General features: G+C 52.9%; 17 protein-coding genes. 5 read left to right on the top strand and 12 right to left on the bottom strand.

The window, feature by feature from the left end; translation table 11 throughout:
• Positions 1-1,016 precede the first annotated feature (1,016 nt).
• The 5 genes from ACYP03_RS20215 to ACYP03_RS20195 form a co-directional block, all read right to left on the bottom strand.
• The gene (locus ACYP03_RS20215; RefSeq protein ID WP_459781907.1) at positions 1,017-1,865 is read right to left on the bottom strand and encodes a hypothetical protein; all 849 of its coding nucleotides are present in this window, start codon (positions 1,863-1,865) and stop codon (positions 1,017-1,019) included.
• 246 nt (positions 1,866-2,111) lie between these two features.
• On the bottom strand, positions 2,112-3,122 hold the full coding sequence (locus tag ACYP03_RS20210; RefSeq protein ID WP_248141500.1) for a porin: 1,011 nt from the start codon (positions 3,120-3,122) through the stop codon (positions 2,112-2,114).
• A 375-nt stretch (positions 3,123-3,497) separates the two neighbouring features.
• The gene (locus tag ACYP03_RS20205; protein ID WP_459781906.1) at positions 3,498-4,238 is read right to left on the bottom strand and encodes a helix-turn-helix transcriptional regulator; all 741 of its coding nucleotides are present in this window, start codon (positions 4,236-4,238) and stop codon (positions 3,498-3,500) included.
• Between the two features lie 30 nt (positions 4,239-4,268).
• Complete coding sequence (locus ACYP03_RS20200) at positions 4,269-4,589, bottom strand: hypothetical protein (protein WP_248141502.1); 321 nt, start codon at positions 4,587-4,589, stop codon at positions 4,269-4,271.
• A 228-nt stretch (positions 4,590-4,817) separates the two neighbouring features.
• Positions 4,818-5,072, bottom strand: coding sequence for a hypothetical protein (locus ACYP03_RS20195; RefSeq protein ID WP_248141503.1), 255 nt, complete (start codon positions 5,070-5,072; stop codon positions 4,818-4,820).
• Between the two features lie 243 nt (positions 5,073-5,315).
• On the opposite strand from ACYP03_RS20195, the gene ACYP03_RS20190 reads away from it, so the two are divergent.
• Both ACYP03_RS20190 and ACYP03_RS20185 read left to right on the top strand, forming a co-directional pair.
• Positions 5,316-5,930, top strand: a complete 615-nt coding sequence (locus ACYP03_RS20190; RefSeq protein ID WP_459781905.1) for a Crp/Fnr family transcriptional regulator — start codon at positions 5,316-5,318, stop codon at positions 5,928-5,930.
• Positions 5,931-6,037: 107 nt separating this feature from the next.
• The gene (locus ACYP03_RS20185) at positions 6,038-6,826 is read left to right on the top strand and encodes an SDR family oxidoreductase (RefSeq protein ID WP_459781904.1); all 789 of its coding nucleotides are present in this window, start codon (positions 6,038-6,040) and stop codon (positions 6,824-6,826) included.
• A gap of 94 nt (positions 6,827-6,920) precedes the next feature.
• Here ACYP03_RS20185 and ACYP03_RS20180 read toward each other — a convergent pair whose 3' ends face one another.
• Both ACYP03_RS20180 and ACYP03_RS20175 read right to left on the bottom strand, forming a co-directional pair.
• Positions 6,921-7,592 carry a pyridoxamine 5'-phosphate oxidase family protein gene (locus ACYP03_RS20180; RefSeq protein WP_459781903.1) on the bottom strand — a complete coding sequence of 224 codons (672 nt, stop codon included), beginning with the start codon at positions 7,590-7,592 and terminating at the stop codon, positions 6,921-6,923.
• 97 nt (positions 7,593-7,689) lie between these two features.
• The gene (locus tag ACYP03_RS20175) at positions 7,690-9,141 is read right to left on the bottom strand and encodes an MFS transporter (protein WP_459781902.1); all 1,452 of its coding nucleotides are present in this window, start codon (positions 9,139-9,141) and stop codon (positions 7,690-7,692) included.
• A gap of 197 nt (positions 9,142-9,338) precedes the next feature.
• Between ACYP03_RS20175 and ACYP03_RS20170 the strand changes: the two genes are divergently transcribed.
• On the top strand, positions 9,339-9,650 hold the full coding sequence (locus tag ACYP03_RS20170; protein WP_459781901.1) for an ArsR/SmtB family transcription factor: 312 nt from the start codon (positions 9,339-9,341) through the stop codon (positions 9,648-9,650).
• Between the two features lie 76 nt (positions 9,651-9,726).
• Positions 9,727-11,214: a MocR-like pyridoxine biosynthesis transcription factor PdxR gene (gene pdxR, locus ACYP03_RS20165; protein WP_459781900.1), complete on the top strand. Its 1,488-nt coding sequence runs from the start codon at positions 9,727-9,729 to the stop codon at positions 11,212-11,214.
• Here pdxR and ACYP03_RS20160 read toward each other — a convergent pair.
• From ACYP03_RS20160 to ACYP03_RS20150, 3 genes are read right to left on the bottom strand one after another with little or no spacing between them, the layout of a single operon-like run.
• A complete protein-coding gene (locus tag ACYP03_RS20160) occupies positions 11,190-12,155 on the bottom strand; it encodes a peroxiredoxin family protein (protein WP_248141510.1) in 966 nt (321 codons plus the stop codon). The two genes, pdxR and ACYP03_RS20160, sit on opposite strands and share 25 nt — an antisense overlap.
• Before the next feature lie 19 nt (positions 12,156-12,174).
• On the bottom strand, positions 12,175-12,693 hold the full coding sequence (locus tag ACYP03_RS20155) for a TlpA family protein disulfide reductase (protein WP_248141511.1): 519 nt from the start codon (positions 12,691-12,693) through the stop codon (positions 12,175-12,177).
• An 11-nt stretch (positions 12,694-12,704) separates the two neighbouring features.
• Complete coding sequence (locus tag ACYP03_RS20150) at positions 12,705-13,391, bottom strand: cytochrome c biogenesis protein CcdA (protein WP_459781899.1); 687 nt, start codon at positions 13,389-13,391, stop codon at positions 12,705-12,707.
• Positions 13,392-13,609: 218 nt separating this feature from the next.
• On the opposite strand from ACYP03_RS20150, the gene ACYP03_RS20145 reads away from it, so the two are divergent.
• Positions 13,610-16,000, top strand: coding sequence for a winged helix-turn-helix domain-containing protein (locus tag ACYP03_RS20145; RefSeq protein ID WP_459781898.1), 2,391 nt, complete (start codon positions 13,610-13,612; stop codon positions 15,998-16,000).
• 22 nt (positions 16,001-16,022) lie between these two features.
• Here ACYP03_RS20145 and ACYP03_RS20140 read toward each other — a convergent pair whose 3' ends face one another.
• The gene (locus ACYP03_RS20140) at positions 16,023-17,027 is read right to left on the bottom strand and encodes an energy transducer TonB family protein (protein WP_459781897.1); all 1,005 of its coding nucleotides are present in this window, start codon (positions 17,025-17,027) and stop codon (positions 16,023-16,025) included.
• The gene (gene exbD, locus ACYP03_RS20135) at positions 17,024-17,455 is read right to left on the bottom strand and encodes a TonB system transport protein ExbD (protein ID WP_248141515.1); all 432 of its coding nucleotides are present in this window, start codon (positions 17,453-17,455) and stop codon (positions 17,024-17,026) included. The genes ACYP03_RS20140 and exbD overlap by 4 nt, the downstream gene beginning before the upstream one ends.
• Positions 17,456-17,458 lie beyond the last annotated feature (3 nt).

Here is a 17,458-nt window from a genome sequence, read left to right as displayed (position 1 = left end):
TCACTCCGGTCCTCACCCTCGCCCCCGCAACACTTTTTCTACTCACCCTGACGGTGGCGGCGGTGATTTTCTGACCAGCAGATTCGATGGTAGGAATGGGATGGTGAGGTCTCGTGCTGAAATCCCGAATGTAGATTGCTAGACCTGACCTTCGCTCATAATCGCTTGGTCGACAGTTCAAGTCTGTCAGGGGCCACCAGATACAGAGAAGCCGGAACAGTGAAAACTGCTCCGGCTTTTTTCATTAAACAATTCATAGCCCTCATTTATAGTCATTTCGAGATCATATGGTTGTAGCCTCAAAACTATGTTAAAAAATTTACTGATAACCGACAAAGAAGTAACATATCCAAAACATCATTTCGGCTAACTATCATGAGTTTATTAGCAGGTATTCCAGATTTAAAATTAGATACCATAGTGCAAGAGGTTAAATATATCATTGATAAAGGGAACAATGAGAACAACCGAATAATATTTCTTTGTGGTGCAGAAAAAAGTGATAGAGAAAGCCTTCGAACATAATTAGCCTCTCCTTTAAAAAGACGAAACACCACATTTAGCCCATCATCGAAGTATCCTTTTTTCGCCACGTTATATTGAACCCAACACACTGACTTTCATAAGGATAAGACAATGATCGCGGTTCTTTTTAAAGCAACGGCTATTCACGAAAAATAAGCTCGACATTTCGATCTGGCTTAAGCATTGAAGCCACAGCTGATTCTCGCTGAAAGCTTTATTTCTGTAGAGCGCTTTCAATGCGTAGCCAGAAAATTTTCCCTCGATACCCTGCAGGGAAAACGAATCTACTCTGTTGCAATGGCAGCAGAATTTATCGCATCAATCTGATCAGAGTCAGGCTCATTTATGTTGAGGATAGAAGTCAAAGCGAGTGAGAGCGTGAGACACAATGACCGGGCATCGACTGACAATGGCTTCGATATCATTACGTAGTAACCAAGCCTCACGATCGTTCATGAATCAGCACACCCCAATATTTGTACCTGCCTACTTCATGAATACTCAGGTACTGTGCTGTGCGTCTTCTTCTTGTATTTACCACCGTTCTTTCGAAATGATTCCTGCTTTCTCTGATCTAATGAAATCTTCCTGTCAAAAATTTCTTCTCCGCTGCTGATTAACCACTGTTTGATACGAAGGGAAACCAATAACGCAACAGTTTCAGGTGCCATTTTTCTAGATTTTCTTGTCTTTATCTTGTTTTCCAACTTGATGACATCATCTTTGCTCAATTTATCATCATTGAAATCCGAGAGAGACGACTCAATTATACAGGTCGGGATTAGCCAGTAATCTTTAATAAAATGAAATGGGTGCGGAATCATATTCTCTTGAACTTGCTCGTTTTTATCGGATACACTGACTTCCGGTTCACATGTTTCAATAAAGAGATAAAAATCAGAATGCCGACACGTCAAGTGCAATGCCCCGCTCTCCACTTCGCTATCTTTTATTTTCTGTTTGTTAATTCGATGGGCTTCACGAGGTTTGATATCAAACTCACCCGTTTTGGTACACTTCACCTCAATTGAAAGTCCATTTTCGACACTTGCACAGAAATATACTTTTTTGAACTTTAAGGTGTTCGGTGAAATAAAATCCACGCCGATTTTATTGTTACACAGTTCGATGTACTTCATTCCATACAATTGGTTGTGATATGGAATATGTAAATCCACGACATCATTGTGACTGTATGGTTGTCCAACAAAACCTTTTTCGATGGACAATCTTGATTCGATAAACTTTGCTCTGACTGATGCATCGAAAACTGCCAGATGTTTCAATAGTTCAACTGCTTTAAGATCGCAGTCGAACAACAGTGTATTATCACCGCCCAACTGATTTACCTTCTTTCAAATAGCGACAGAAAGAAAATGATATACTTCTGCGCTTCACCTTCGCAATAAAAAATCCCAAAACCATTGCACACTTCGTTCTTCAAGCATGAGCCCAAGAATCAAAGTTCTGTGAAAAAAACAAGAAAGAGAATTCACTAAAAAGCAGGCATTCAATCAGAAAAATGCAGACAAAAAAGCGCCGCAGGTTTCCCCGCAGCGCTGACTTGGATGGTTTGGTTGAATCGGTTACAGGTAGTAACGCATCCCCAGAATCCACATGTCATCTTCTGGAACGTTGATATCGTTTCCTAAGTCAAACTGGTAGCCCGCGAACCCGACAAAGGTCGGCGTAAAGTTATATTCCGCCTGGAGCGCCATCTGACTGAAGATGGTGTCGTTGTTCTTGTCGTCGTCGACCGACTCGTAGTTCACACTCAGGTTGAGGCTGTTGGGTAAGGCATAGGCCAGCAGACCTTCAATCGCAATCGACTCTTCCAGCCCCTGGTTCATGTACTCGTTCATGGCATACACCACAGCAACGTACAGGCCATCCCCATAAGTCCCGTAATTGGCACTGAACATGTGCGAAACCGCCGTGTCATCAATGGCTGCCGTCTTCACATCGCCGGTGTTGTAGGCATAGTTCAGACCAAAGCCCATGATGGAATAGTTCAGCGCAATCTGGAAGCGCGCATCATATTCTGCGTCAGCACCAGCCAGTTCTTCACCGGTGGTTTTCCCTTGCCAGCCCAGGCCAAACGAGAACACACCCGCCTGATTGAAATTGTAACTATTCCGGTAGGAGATCATTCTCTCAGCCCGGGCAGTACCCAGCGGACCCTGATCGTCATACAGGAAGTCGTTCGCAAACGCGATAGGCAAATCCGCAATGCCGGCGCCATCGTAATATGGAGACCACTGCGTGCCCACTACGCCACGTCCATAAGCTTTGTGCGATACACCAATGTAACCCAGACGCGTGGAGAAGGTTTCCTCGCCGCCTTCCAGATAATTCAGTGCCCACTCGCCTTTTGCATCAGCGGTGAAGCCGTTTCCGATATCTTGTGTCGCAAGAAAGTTAATACGCGGTGAAACTTGCTGAACTTCAGTTTCACCCTCATCAGAACCGCCAAGCCCAACAGAAACATGTCCACCGATTGCAAAAGTGGTATTTGCTTCGTTATACAATTCCACTGCCAAAGCCTGCGATCCATAGAATGCAGCTGCCACTGCAATTGCCAAGTGCTTTTTATTCATATCATCTTCCATCTTTTGTTGTGTTTTTCTGCGCCGGTACTCAGCGTTATGACAATAATGTGAGCATTTGAAGCGAGCATTGATAGCGTAGTTAAGGAATTACATAAACGCATAAAATAACAACAACAAATTTATTCAAAACCTGTGTTATATCCCATTTGCGACCCAATAAACGCCAAATCATGCTTTGGGGGAATTAGCAAGCACCTTCCAAAACTTGGCATGGCGCCGTGAAATTCGGACGAACAATGGATCTATTTGGGCTGGAAAGCAGATGCAGACGAGCCCGGACGGACATCTCTTTGCTTTTTCGTTGAACGCCTGATGTTTTACGGCTGGTGTTGTTCACACGTCAGTTCAGTCACGCGTTTGATATTATCCTTCAGCCGGACCATCACAGTCTGCGCCGTGAATCCCTTCGGCTGCCAGTGCCGCATATTTCGCTTTCACAAGCGCAACATAATGACTGAGATTTTTCTGCGCATGGCTCGCAAAGTGCTGTTCGGTAAGCTCAACATCAAGGATTCGGTCTAACCGGAACTCGCGGTAGTCATGGCGCAACTGGCAAAAGGCAATCAACGTCCATTTGCCGCCCCAGTAGACCAGCCCCAGCGGTTCGACCGGACGCCGTGTCTGCCGCGATTCAACGTCCTGATAATGCAGAACAACAATATTTTTTGACTCAATCGCGGAGCGCAACCGGGCGCTGAAGACTTTCTGTTGCGGGCCGTGGTTAAAGCTTGAAACCAGATATGGTGAATGGTCGTGCTGCTGTTTCAGATGCTTCGGCAGCACGGCTTCTATTTTGGCAATCGCAGACTTTGCATTCTCGCCGAGGTGTGTATCGGTCCAGGCATCTACCATTTTGCTTCCCAGCAAAAGTGCCGTGAGTTCATCATACGTGAACATCATCGGCGGAAGCGGATAATCGGCAATGAGATAGCCGATGCCCGCTTCACCCTCAATGGGAACGCCTGAACTCTGAAGATGCTGGATATCGCGGTAAATTGTCCGTTCTGACACACTGAACCGTTCCGCCAGCGTTTTTGCCGTGATGGCCAGACGCCGCCCTTTAAGCAAATTCACCAGCTGGAACAGACGTTCTGATTTATGCACGATACCAACCCTTCATTCCATTGTATGACCTCAGCCCGTACAGGCTGATTGTGACACCACTGTATGATGCGTGATGGCCACACTTGCTTTGTCAATCAACTGGTTGAGCTGCTGACAGACCGGCACACCCGAGAATGCCTCTGTGACCGCTTTGGCATGGGCCATCGATTCCCAGTAAATGATATCGGTATATTCCTGACTCTCACTGCCTTTTGTCAACGAACGGTACAACAACCCTGGTTGTTGCAGCACCCAGGCCTGAAATGCTTCATTCGCCGTCATGAAATCGGACTCTGAAACGCCGGAAGCCAGTTTGAATTGAACGATTTCGACTACATTTTGTTGCGTCATGTGATTTCTCCTTGGTTTGATTTCAAACGCAGTAAATCACACCGCTTTGTCAGGGAGTGTCAGTAGCTTGGATCAGACAGGAAAATAGATCGCATATCCGGCATCCGGCTTGTGGCCAGATCGCCGACTTTTCAGCAGCACAAACGATTTGATTACAGTAGCGCCTGAATCTTGAAAACGCGCCAGGCATTTTGGTCAATTCAGGCGAAGCAGACAGGATGCAGCGGTTTAGCGTCGTTTCCCCAGCAGCAACAGGAATGATTTCACACCGAACAGAAAAAAGGGCACAGCGATCAGCAAAGCCCCCAGCGCCATCCCCTGATAGGCGAAACTTTCTGGCTCAGCATAATAGAAAGACTTGGTAAACATCTGATACGCAAGCAAGCAGAAATAAAAGCAACCAATCGTAGAAATGGTCGTTCCCAGTAAGCTTTTGATCTTAGACCACAGAAACTCATTATTCGAGGCGTTATTTTCAAGCATCGGACATTCTCTTCACTAAGCCTCAACAGATATAAGGCACCAGATCATTTCATGCGGAAAGCTCACGGATAACATTAAATATGCTGTGCCCTGATGTGCACTTGCTCGCATCGCCCCACAGCAGATGATGTTAAGATTTTCCGCACGTCTCCTTCCCCTGCTACCAACACGCGTCATGAATCCATCACGCTAAGATGCATGGCTATTGGAGGCGTTTTAAAGACCAACGCAGGAGCATCGCCCATGGACATCACCTCGCCGCATACAGCACTGCATCACACGCTTCACCAGCTGACGCCGGTTGACGATGAAGACTGGGCGCAACTTCTAATGCTGGCGCGCGAGGTCAGATACCGGGCCGGCGAAGCCATTTTTCATCCGGGAGACCGGACGCCGGAACTGCGCTTTATCAGTCAGGGACTGGCGTGCCACTATTACATCAAACCGGATGGTACCCGGCGGAATAAGTCCTTTCTGCAAACAGCAGATGTCGCTTCAAGCCTGTCTTCCATGCATACCGGTGAACCGGCCCGTTTTGGCTGTGAAGCCTTGCAGGACACCCTGTGTCTGTCACTACCGTTTACGGCTTTCCGGCAGCTTTGCACAGCACATCCGGTATGGCAGTCGCTCAGTCAGGCACTGCTCACCCGGCTGGCTCTGAAAAAAGAAACCCGAGAAGCAGATCTGCTACTGCTGTCACCCACAGAGCTGTACCAGCAGTTCTGCGCTCAGTATCCGGCCCTCCATCAAACACTCCCCAATTACCATATCGCCTCGTATCTGGGGATATCCGAAGTTTCGCTGTCGCGGATCCGTGCCCGGCTCGGTGTCCAGAATGCCTATCAGCGGCACATGTAAAACAAAAATCAGGCCGTTTTAACCTTTGTTAAAGTGTTTCCCGCCCGGCAGCCTTAATGTTGCTCCTGTACCTATATCAAGGCCGTGAAACGGCAACAGGAGGACACATGAAACCACAAAAACTGATCGGCAAAACCATTGTAATTTCCGGCGGCAGCTCTGGCATCGGGCTTGAGCTGGTCAAACGACTACAACCGGAAAATACGGTGATCGTGCTGGGACGGGATAAAGAAAAACTGGCACGGCTGGAAGCGCGGGGCGTGGTGACATTCAGCCTGGATATTGCCGAGAAAAATGAGCGCCATGCTTTGTTTCGCTGGCTGGATGATCATTACCCGAATTTTGATGTCCTGATCAACAACGCAGGCTGGAGCCGCCCGCACAATCTGGCAGCGCGGCAACCCGACAGCGCTGACCGTGAACCCGACCATGACGATGATCATGAAGACCGATGTGAAGATTACGAGCTGGAACTGCGCCATAATCTGGAAGCCCATATCGGCATGACCCTCAATGCCCTGCCCCGGCTGCTGCAACAACCCGGCGCCATGATCATCAATGTCACCACCGGGCTGGTGTACAACCCGAAAGCGGCTAATCCGTACTACTGTGCTGCCAAAGCCGGACTGCACAGTTTTACCCAGAGCCTGCGCGAACAGGTGAAAAATTACGACCTGCGGGTGGTGGAAGTCCTGCCGCCGCTGGTCGACACTCCTTTTCACCAGAACGGATTACCGGCTACGGTCCGGGCGATGACACCACAGTGCGTGGCCCATGAAACCATCACCGGATTACAACGGAACCACGATGAGATCCGGGTCGGCCTGTCGAAACTGGCTTATGTCCTTGGCCGGGTCACCCCCTCGGTCGGCTTTCATCTCGTCAACCGGCAGTAATACCTGACATCGCAGATACAGCCCTCTGAACTCAGTACAAACAACTGAACACAAATGAGGGCTGTCCGGAGAAAGCTTTCAGTGGCGCGCTGAATCATCCCTGATGCGCGTGCTCGTGCCACCGATCGCCATAAGGTGCACGGTAATCCGGCGTCGGGATCGACTCATGCAAATCAGCAGCAGCTTTCAGCGGCCCAATCACTGTCCGGTACGGCATCATTCCGGCCCAGACCGGCACATCCAGATCCGCCAGATCATCTTTCACATCTCCGTTGCTGATCTTCACCGACGCCTCGCTGAGCGGGATCCGTAACACCGACGTTGCAGCCAGCTCTCTGGCATTGCTCAGCCGGATTTCCTGCGTCCGCCCCGGGGCAATCTGCTCAATAAAATGATTCAGCAGGCGATCCTTCTCCAATGCATCTTCAACCGTTTCAAACTGACCATAAACCACTGCAGAGCGGTAATGCGCACTGTGGTGAAAAGCGTAACGGGCCAGCACCCAGCCGTCAAACAGGGTGAAAGTCAGACAGCTCTGCTCCGCCTTTTTGAGCGCACGGATCAGGCGGCTGTTGTTGGCACCGTGAATATAAACATGCTGATCCACTCGCCAGGCCAGCATCGGGATCACCACCGGGCCCTGTGCCTCATTCACCGCAATATGTGCGATCAGGCTTTGATCGATGATCTGATACAGTTTTTCCTGTTCAACGGCAGCTTTGTGCGACGCTTTTTTGATCGTGGTTCTTGGTGTGGTCGATAACATAACATCCCTGCATTCAGTACATTTCAGATAATACGGGCAATGTACTGCGCAACTGGCCTGATTTTCAGAGCCAGTTTCAAACAAAAGGTGGGGCCAGTTATGCGCTGACCTGAACGACTTTCACCCGGCCCCGTATCAAAAACACACTCACAACCGACACCAAAAACGCCACAGTCAGCAACACAACATTGGTGTGCACGAAGGCTTCCTGAGAGCTTGAAATCGCTGGGTTCAGCAGCTGAGATTGCCCGGCCTGCTCCAGCGAACCAGAACCCAGCTGCGTCAGGCTCGCACTCAGCAGGGAGCCATACAGCGCCACAGCCACAGCTTCGCTGCCCAAACGGAAAGTGTTCAGCAATCCGGCAGCCATACCGGTTTCATGCGGACCGACACAACCCAAAGCTTCCCCATCCACCAAACCGGCAGACATCCCCATGCCCATCCCGATCATCAGCAGCGACACAGCAATCATCCCGAAAGAATTGAGCGGCTCAACCGACACCAGCAACAACGCAGTACCCGTCAGCAGACTGCCCAGACTCAGGCACATCAGCCGGTCAGGGCTGATGCCTCTGGCGGCCAGTCTTCCGGCAATCAGCGGAAAGATAAGCACCGGCGAGGTCAGGAACAGCATTGTGAAACCCGCCTTTGAGGGCGGCATCTGCATGGCACCGGTCAGATAAGTCGGGAAGTAAGTCAGTAAAGTCACAAAGGTAAAACTCGCAGCCACAGGTACCAGTATCAGCCCTGAAAATCGGCGGTTTCTGAGCAGCGCCAAATTCAACACCGGTTGCGCTGACCGGCTGACCCTGAACACAAAAGCAGCCAGCAACAACACCGCCATCGCAGTACTCATCAGGGTTTCGAGACTGAGCCAGCCCCAGTCGGTACCCTGCGATATTGTCAGCATCATCAGCAACATCGTGCCGATAAAGAGTGCGGCCCCCGTCACATCTAACCTGCCGGTTCGCTGATTGGCTGGCAGATCCGCAGGTATATAGACACTGAGTATGAGCACGATGCATAAGACCCCGGCATGCAGTCCGAAAATCGCCTGCCAGCCCGACCATTCCAGCAATGCACCGGAGATCGTCGGTCCCAGCGTAATCCCCAGTCCAGCCGTCATACCAAAGAGTGCAAAAGCCCGGGTACGCTGGTGCCCCTCAAACACGCTGATCAGAATCGCACTGCCGCACGCGAAGATAGCAGCCCCGCCGATACCGGCCATTGCCCGGAACAGATCCAGCCACAGCACGTCCGGCGAGAACAGTGAACCGGCAGAAGCCAGCGCATAAAGGCACGCTCCGGTTATGAATGCGCGTTTCCGGCCGAGGCTGTCTGAAAGGGTGCCCCAAATCAGCGTAAAGCAGGCAAAAGTCAGGTTAAACGCATTGACCACCCACTGAAGACGGGTGGAGTCGGCCTGCAAATCTGCGCTGATAAAAGGCAGTGCAACGGCCGTCCCTGAAATAGAACCGGGTACGACAAACACAGCAAGCAGCACCGCTGCCAGAATGAAGCTGGGGGGTGGGGACTTTGTCTCAATCATCTTGCGTCCTTCGAATTGACTTCGCGGTTGATATGCAGGGCAACGGTCTTCCATGACATTGTTTCCTGTTGCCACTACAATGGTTTGAGTTAAATCTTACGTACAATTATTTTCATACGTTCGAATTTTTTCGAACCTTAAAGAGAACCTTTGGCTATGTCAATGGTTTTATATTTTCATCTATTCGGAAAATGACCATGCCGGAACAGGAAAAAAGCGACAGCTGCGGGCAGGCAGCCATGTTAGACATCCTCAAAGCCCTGGCCCATCCCATCAGGCTGAAGATCATGCTTGATTTGCTTCACGACGAAGAAAATGCAGAGCGTCACTGCACTTCATTCGGGCTGACCGTCTCCAAAGCCACCCGCTCTCATCACTTCAAGATCCTGAAAGATGCCGGGCTGATCTCCCACGTTGACCGCGGAAACTGCTCTCTGGCCAAACTGCGGCGGGAAGCTTTGGAACTGGAATATCCGGGATTACTTCAATTTCTGAAACACAACGGATAACGCAGGAAAAATGATCGGCAGCCGTTAAACTGGTCTGCTCATTTTCATCTGAATCATCCGATTGTAAGGTCCGGTTATGCCTCGCCCGAATCCAGCCCCGATTGAAACCGGTGATCTCTCGATCGCCGGCGGAACCGGGACGCGTCAGGAGCGCCTGTTTCATGCGATCCGAACGAAGATTGTCCGTCATCTGTGGCCCACGGGCGGAAAACTGCCGTCCACCCGCAAGCTGGCGCAGGAACTGGCACTGAGCCGAAACACGGTGACGGCCGCCTACGAGCAGCTGGTCGCCGAAGGTTACATTGAGAGCCGTCTGGGATCCGGCTTTTATGTCACCGTCGAACTGCCGGATCATTACCTGCCCGCTTCATTATCGTCACCGGCCAGAGCACCGGTTCAGCCGACTCTGGACATCAATGCCCCGTTTGCACCGGGCGTGCCGGATCTGGCCGCCTTTCCTGCCGCCAAATGGCAAAAGCTGCTGCAGCGCCATGCCGGACGCCAAGCCCTGATGGGAAATCAGGACTTGCAGGGCTTACCCGAACTGCGCCAGGCAATATCCGACTATCTGGCTACCAGCCGTTCGGTCCACTGTGATCCCGGCCGGATCCTCATTACGTCCGGCGCCCAGCAGGCCCTCTCACTGGCCTTGATGGCCACGCTCAGCCGCGGCGATCAAATCCTGATGGAGCAGCCGGGATATACACAAATGCGCAAGATCATCGACTGGCAGGGCTACGATGACTTGCCGCTGCCGGTTCTGCCTTCACTGGGGCTGGATGTCGACGCGGTGCTGAGCAGTTCGGCCCATGCGCTCTATCTCACCCCCAGTAATCAGTACCCGATGGGAACAACGCTCAATACAGAGCAACGACTCAGACTGATTGAATGGGCGGTGCAGGGAAAGCGCTGGATCATCGAAGACGACTATGACAGTGAGTTCCAGTTTGCCCACCGTCCCTACACCAGCATGCAGGGATTAGCAGGACAGATGGGGAACGATCAGCAGATCCTCTACGCCGGTTCATTCAGTAAAGTCCTGTTCAACGGCCTGCGGCTGGGCTATCTGGTGGTTCCCGCCGAACTGATGCCACGCTGCCTGATGCTCAAAGATGCCCTGACCGGCGATACACCTGCCCTGACACAGGCTGCCCTGGCAGATTTTATTCAGGAAGGGGATCTGCTGCGTCATATCCGCAAAATGCGTCGGTTGTACAAAGAAAAGCATCAGCGGATGCTGGCCATGATTGCCCGGTATTTTGGCGACACACTGGAAGTTATCAGCCAGCCCGCCGGGTTACATCTCACCGTCAAATGGCAGCATGGGATGGATGAAATGACCTTTGTGAAGACAGCAGAAGCCGCAGGAATTGTCCTGCGGCCGCTGAGTTATTATGAACATGCACAGCCATCCGCCAGATGCTGGCAGGGGGCCGTCCTTGGCTTTGGCAATGTCTCGCTGAATGCTATCGAACCGCTGATTGCCCGTCTGGCAGACCTGTTCCATCACAACACACCGACCAGGCAACCCGACCAGACTCAGTGCAGACGATCTCCGCGATAGACAATGCGTCCGTCACGGCCGACATCCACCTGATACGGTGTGGCATGAATACCGTACTGGGTGAAAACACTGTTGTCGGTATCAAAGATCAGTGGTGCCGTCAGACCAAATTTTTCAGCAAAGGCTGACGCAATCGACGCATCAATATAATAACCGCTGATCACGCCCACCCAGCGCCGTGCGCTATCTTTCGCCACCCGTTGCTGCCACTGCGCAATCTTCTGCTCACAATCCGGGAAATGCGGCATCGGACACAAGGCATCCAGAAACACTAAAGAAACCGGCTGCTGCGCCTGACCCTGCTGCAACAGTGCTGCCAAAGAGACCGGTTGATCCGACATCGTCTGGCGCTGAAATAATGGCGCGGTATCCCCCACATGAGGAACAACATAAGGCTTTGCTTTGACCGGCGTACTTGCGGCTGCCGTCGGTGGCTGCAGTGCATCCCAGGTTTGGGCTTTTGCTTCGGCCGTTTTTCTGCCCGGCTCAAGATAGTCCAGCAAGGCTTCATTGCTGCCACTGAACACGACCTTGCCTTTCTCAATCAGGACATGGGCCGGGGTCTGCCACAAACCGAAGCCTGTCAGTAAATGCCGTCCGCGATCCAGCACAATGGGAGCCACTTGCGGGTAGTATCCCTGAAATTCCAGCAGCTGGGCCCGGGTAACATTGATCTCCGGCTGAACCCAGATCCGATCCGTACGTTTCTGAAAAGATTCCGGCAGGCTCGCCACAAACGCTTCCGGGCCTGAACCGGCATAGCTGGCCCAGATTTCGATGAACACCAGATGCGTGATACGGTTCTCGTTCAGCTGCACCGGTGTCCCGGCCAGTGTCTGTTGTTTTTCCAGCAGCGATACGGCAGGTTCAGACTGAACCAACGCCGAAAAACACAGGCTGGCCAGTACGGGTAGAGTGTATAAAATCGTCAATCGTTTCATGGTGTTGTCCTCCGAACATTCAGTGCTGTGCGACGTCTTGCTGACCCCAGCTTTCAATCAGCTGATCCAGTTGATCGGTTGCCAGAAACGTGCGGTAGGCCACCTTGCCGTTTTTATCGATCAATACATGATAAGGGGTGCCAACCACCTGATATTTCTGAGTAATTTCCCCCTTCCGATCAAAAATAGTCGGGACGCTGTAGCCTTCCTGCCGGAAAAACTGCTGAATATTTGCAACGGAATCATTCAGGCCAATATTCACGGACACCACAGCGATATCATCACCATACTGTTGTTCAATGGCATTCAGATGCGGCATTTCAGATTTGCAGTAGTTGCACCAGGTTGCCCAGAATTTGAGATACACCGGCTTCTTCCCCAGATAATCCGCGATGTTAAAGGTTTGACCCGACAGCGTTTTCGCCTGAAACACCGGCGCTGCTTCATCCAGTTCAATGGCCTGTACAGCCGGTATTGATATCGCAAGCGCGAAAGCCGCAGCCTGCATTCCTCGGTTGATCAAAACAGACATTTTCATCACATCTCCATTTAAATTGCCTGAAACAAAAAGAAAGATCCCGCTCCGGCCATCACCACAGCCATCAGCCATTTCACCCGGTTCATCCACTGGCCCGATCGGGGCATGGATGCCAACAGGCCACTGAACGTACCGGCCAGCACCAGTAAGGCACTCATTCCCAGGGCAAACACAAACATCAGCAACGCCGCCCAGTACGCATTACCGGAAGCCGCCACATACATCAGCAGCATGCCCAGCACCGGAGATGTGCAGGGAGCCATCACCAGCCCGGAACAGGCTCCGGCCACAAACGTCCCCAGTACTGGCCGCTGGCGGGATTCAGAAGAAGGCAGGTTCAGCGCCAGCCCGGGCAGGTTGATCCAGCCAAGCATCCAGGCCGCCATCGAGAAGCAGAATATTGCCACCACAATCAGGGTCAGCGGATGCGTCGCAACCGCACCGAATAACTGACCGGTTGTCGCGGCCAGGATGCCCAGCAAGGCATAGACCACAGCAAGACCCAGCACATAGCTGACTGACAGCCCCAGTGCCTGCCAGCGGCTGGTTGCCTGACTCCCGACCACAGACACAGTGATCGGCAGCATGGGATAAACACAGGGGGTCAGACTGGTCAGCAGTCCGGCGAAGAACACCGCACCGACAACCCACAACCCAAATTGCTGTTGAAACAGTGCAGCTTGAATCGCAGTTTCCATTGAGGCTCACATCCTTTGTTGGTTGGGATGCGACACTTATAAATGACTGCGTGCGGTGCGTCCTCAAATGGACCTAAAATAGCGGTAAAATCCAGATAAAATCACATTAAACCCTTATAAATCAAAAAGATGAAAACATTTCACTTCCAGTCTAATGCATTGATTTCATGCCACTTCTCCGTACAATAAGGCCCCAGAATGAACACAAGTCCGGGTACATGATGACCAGCTATCAGTTTGCTTCTTTTTCTTTCGACACCGTGACCGGACGGCTGACCAGTCACGCATCGTCAACTGAAACCGAGATCCACCTGCGACACAAAGTGTCTCAGATACTGACTTTTCTGCTGGCTCATCCGGATCAGTTGATCAGCAAAGACACGCTACTGGATGCCCTCTGGGACCACAGTGAGTACAGAGAAAATTCGCTGACCCAGAGCATCCGGGAGCTGAGAAAGGCACTGGGTGACAGCGCGCAGAATCCGAAATTTATCCGCACCTATCCCCAGCGGGGATATCAGTGGATCTGTCCGCTGAACCCGCCTGAAACTGAGACTCACACTGAAGCTGAACCAAAGCCTGAGACCGAGCAGACTTCTCCCCTGAAACACAGGGAGCGAGAGCGCAGAACGTCCCAATCCTGGTTTGTGCACTGGCCTGCCATTGTCATCAGCCTGCTGCTTGTCACAGTGCTGACAGCCGGCGGTTTTACCTGGCATCTGATGTCGGCGGCAACATCAGAACCGCACGCCGCACGCTCGTCTCATCCCCAAAACGGACTGGTGATCCTGCCGCTGATCAATGATACGGGCGATGCACAATACGACTGGATTCAGCTCGGTCTGGCCGACATGCTGGCGGCACAGCTGAGCAAAAATCAGCAGCTCACGGTGATCCCGCCCGCCATTGCCAATGCCTGGTTACTGGATGCCGGACTAAGCTGGCCAACACTGCCCGCGCAAATCCGTACCCTGCTCAGCCAGCGCGGCTTTCAGGCTGCATTGTTTGGCGCCGTCCGGCAGCACAACCACCAGCAAATACTGGAATTTCAGCTGATTTATGCTGACGGGCGGACCCAGCAGGGCAGCATGGCCTACCCGCAGCTGACCCCAGCCATCGCATCCGTCAGCCATCAACTGCAACGCCTGTTCCGTCCGGAGCATACCTCGCTTCAGCCAGAGCCATCCCCCGGCATTGCAGCACAGTCACTGGCGCAGGGACGATCCCTGCTGCAGACACAAGGGGCTCAGGCGGCCCGGAAATTCTTTGATGCCGCCCGGATCCTGGAACCCGACAACCTGTGGGCCCGGATTCAGCTGGCTGGCACCGATGTCCGCCTGGGCAAATGGCAGGAAGCACAACAGCAGCTGAACGCACTGCCTGAAGCGCGACTGCAGGAGGAACCGGCACTGTACGCAGCCCAGCGCTACTGGCTGAGTGAGATCAGCTACCGCCGGGGTGAACCGGATGCCGCCATCCTGATTGAACAGGCTGTCGCCGCTGCGGAACAGGCAAACGACCCGGCCACCCTCGTGCGTGTATATCAGTTACAAACGCAACTGGCCTGGAATCTCATGGACTGGGAAACCCATCACCAGCTCACGCAGAACCTCACCACGTTACTGGGGAAAGGGCAGGCCTTGCGTCAGGATGCTGATCAGCTGTTTTACCTCGGCCGTCCGGCCAATGTCGGGCTGGAAAAAATCCCCGGCAATGATCTGGCCGCCAATCAGGTCCGGCTGTTTAAGGCGCTGAATTTTTACCGGCAACTGGGGGATCGACCGCGTCAGGCCGCAACCTTGCTGGCCATTGCACAGAATGATCAGACGGACCTGTCGATCCGCCAATCATCTCTCAGTGAAGCTATCTCGATGTACCGTGAGCTCGGCCAGCCTTATGAATTAGCGCAGGCCCTGATTTATCAGGGGTTTTATCTGATGCAGTCCCATCAGGGCCAGTCAGCGGAAGTTTATTTCTCTGAAGCCAGGGCACTGGCTGAACAACTGGGGGCGCAGCGTTTGTTACTCGACAGTGAGTTCTACCTGGCCTTTGCGGCCATGGATCAGGGTCTGGATCTGCAGTGGCTGGGCAAACATCCGCAACAGCCTCATCAGCTGGCACGTGCCGGGCAAGCCTTTTCGCAGCTGCTGAAAAAAGATATCTCCCCTCTGTTAGAAACCAATATTGCATTATTTCAGAGCTGGATCGCCGCAGATCAAAACAAGATGCAACTGGCAATGCAGCACCTCGACCACGCAACCAGTCTGGCAAACACCCTGGATCTTCCTCTGACTCAGGGGTACATCCGCTACAGCAAGATGCGGATCCATTTGTCCCGGCACAATTACGCGGCAGTGACTGAACTGGCAACAATCCCCATCGTGACCCGGCTGGAAGCGGTCTATACGGCAAGAGCTTACTACGAACTCGGTCAGCCCGGCGAAGCCGCCCGTATCCTGGCGCTTTTCAGAGAAACGCTGCCCGAGCAATGGCAGCCTGAAGATGAACAACGTCTGAAGGACTACCAACGGGTATCGCAGGGCCAGGTCATCATCCTGTCGCCGGAACCCAAAGCCCATCTGGTGTATTGCGAGAGTGACTGGCTCTGAGGCCCCGGACGAAACAGAAGGCTCAGCCGGAACGGCTGAAGCTGATCGGAACGGTGAAGGTCAGGCGTGCGCCCTCAAGACTGGCCGGAGGCTTGGGTAAGGGTTCCGCCCGTTTGACCAGCGCCTGCGCTTCCTCATCCAGCGAACGATTTCCGCTCGACTTCACCAGTTTCACGGCCAGCACGAGGCCATTTCTGTCCATGGTAAAAGCGATCACCGGAGTGCCCTGACGCCCGAACCGTCTGGCCTGACGCGGATATTTCTTATGCTGCTCCAGATGCGCATGCAGCCTGCGTTGCCAGGTCTGTTTCTGCTGCTCGCCAAACCTGCTGAACTGGCCCCGCGCCGGTGCCGATACCACCTCGGTTTTCTCCTGCGCTTTCACTCCCGGAGGTGCACTGGCCGCCCGGGCTGCGACAGCCTGCTGTGCCGTATCGACCGGTTCTCTGGCTTCCGGCTCTTGGACCGCCGGTGATTCCGACAGAGGCTCGGCCTGGGTTTGTTCAGCCTTTGTTTGTTCAACCCTTGTTTGTTCAGCCAACGGCGGTTTCAGAGCCGCCGGTTCAGCAGACGCCGTCTCAGGGGGCACATCGGCTATCGGTTCCGGAATCGTTTCGGGTATAGCTTCAGTCAGGACTGTTGGCGACGGATTTTCCTGACTTCGAAATGGCGACGGCTTCTCCGCAACAGGAAGCGCCACGCGCTCTTTCATGGCTGTTTTTGTTGTCCGATCGTCTGTTTTCGATGCTGCGGTTTCAACACGCTTTGCCGGAGTGCGCTGTACCTGCGGTTCCGACGGCGGAAGCTCACTCTGATCCTCAGCAGGAGAAGCCAGCGGCATCATCAGTGTAATCGCCATCGGCGCGGCAGCCGGTGCCGCAGACACAGACTTGCTGGCAAACTGCCACCAATACGCCGCAACTGCGCTGCCATGGAGCAGCACGCTGATGGCGATTCCGGTCAGCAACCAGCGGCAGCTGTCATCCCACCCGCGGGGCTCACTGCCAACCCCGGTCAGCGTACTCATGAGGCCGGTCCCCTGACCTGCTCCAGACCAATCAGTGCGATCTGCAGATAACCCGCCTGCCCCAGCTGATTCATGACCGCCATCAGCTGCGCGTAAGTCAGAGACTGATCGGCACGCAAGTAAATCCGCTGTTGCTGATCCGGCAGAGCCGCTGCCAGTGCACCGGCCAGAGCCTCCAGCGCCACGGTTTTGTCTTCTCCCAGGGTCAGAGTCATATCTTTCTGAATGGTCAGATAAAATGGTTTGTCCGGCATCGGCTGCGGCTCAGCGGCAGCACTGGGCAAATCCACCGGCACACTCACCGTCGATAAGGGGGCCGCCACCATGAAGATAATCAGCAGCACCAGCATGACATCAATGAAAGGCGTGACATTGATGTCATGATTTTCGACCAGTTCGTCACTGTCATTCGGGGTCTGAAAAGCCATCTC

It is taken from the genome of Photobacterium sp. R1 (assembly GCF_054600795.1).
This window is presented reverse-complemented; position numbering and strand designations above follow the sequence as displayed.

Coding starts and splice junctions, on each gene's coding strand:
- ACYP03_RS20210 (WP_248141500.1), bottom strand. CDS start 3,122: ATGAATAAAAAGCACTTGGCAATTGCAGTGGCAGCTGCATTCTATGGA.
- ACYP03_RS20200 (WP_248141502.1), bottom strand. CDS start 4,589: ATGACGCAACAAAATGTAGTCGAAATCGTTCAATTCAAACTGGCTTCC.
- ACYP03_RS20195 (WP_248141503.1), bottom strand. CDS start 5,072: ATGCTTGAAAATAACGCCTCGAATAATGAGTTTCTGTGGTCTAAGATC.
- ACYP03_RS20190 (WP_459781905.1), top strand. CDS start 5,316: ATGGACATCACCTCGCCGCATACAGCACTGCATCACACGCTTCACCAG.
- ACYP03_RS20185 (WP_459781904.1), top strand. CDS start 6,038: ATGAAACCACAAAAACTGATCGGCAAAACCATTGTAATTTCCGGCGGC.
- ACYP03_RS20180 (WP_459781903.1), bottom strand. CDS start 7,592: ATGTTATCGACCACACCAAGAACCACGATCAAAAAAGCGTCGCACAAA.
- ACYP03_RS20175 (WP_459781902.1), bottom strand. CDS start 9,141: ATGATTGAGACAAAGTCCCCACCCCCCAGCTTCATTCTGGCAGCGGTG.
- ACYP03_RS20170 (WP_459781901.1), top strand. CDS start 9,339: ATGCCGGAACAGGAAAAAAGCGACAGCTGCGGGCAGGCAGCCATGTTA.
- pdxR (WP_459781900.1), top strand. CDS start 9,727: ATGCCTCGCCCGAATCCAGCCCCGATTGAAACCGGTGATCTCTCGATC.
- ACYP03_RS20160 (WP_248141510.1), bottom strand. CDS start 12,155: ATGAAACGATTGACGATTTTATACACTCTACCCGTACTGGCCAGCCTG.
- ACYP03_RS20155 (WP_248141511.1), bottom strand. CDS start 12,693: ATGAAAATGTCTGTTTTGATCAACCGAGGAATGCAGGCTGCGGCTTTC.
- ACYP03_RS20150 (WP_459781899.1), bottom strand. CDS start 13,391: ATGGAAACTGCGATTCAAGCTGCACTGTTTCAACAGCAATTTGGGTTG.
- ACYP03_RS20145 (WP_459781898.1), top strand. CDS start 13,610: ATGATGACCAGCTATCAGTTTGCTTCTTTTTCTTTCGACACCGTGACC.
- ACYP03_RS20140 (WP_459781897.1), bottom strand. CDS start 17,027: ATGAGTACGCTGACCGGGGTTGGCAGTGAGCCCCGCGGGTGGGATGAC.
- exbD (WP_248141515.1), bottom strand. CDS start 17,455: ATGGCTTTTCAGACCCCGAATGACAGTGACGAACTGGTCGAAAATCAT.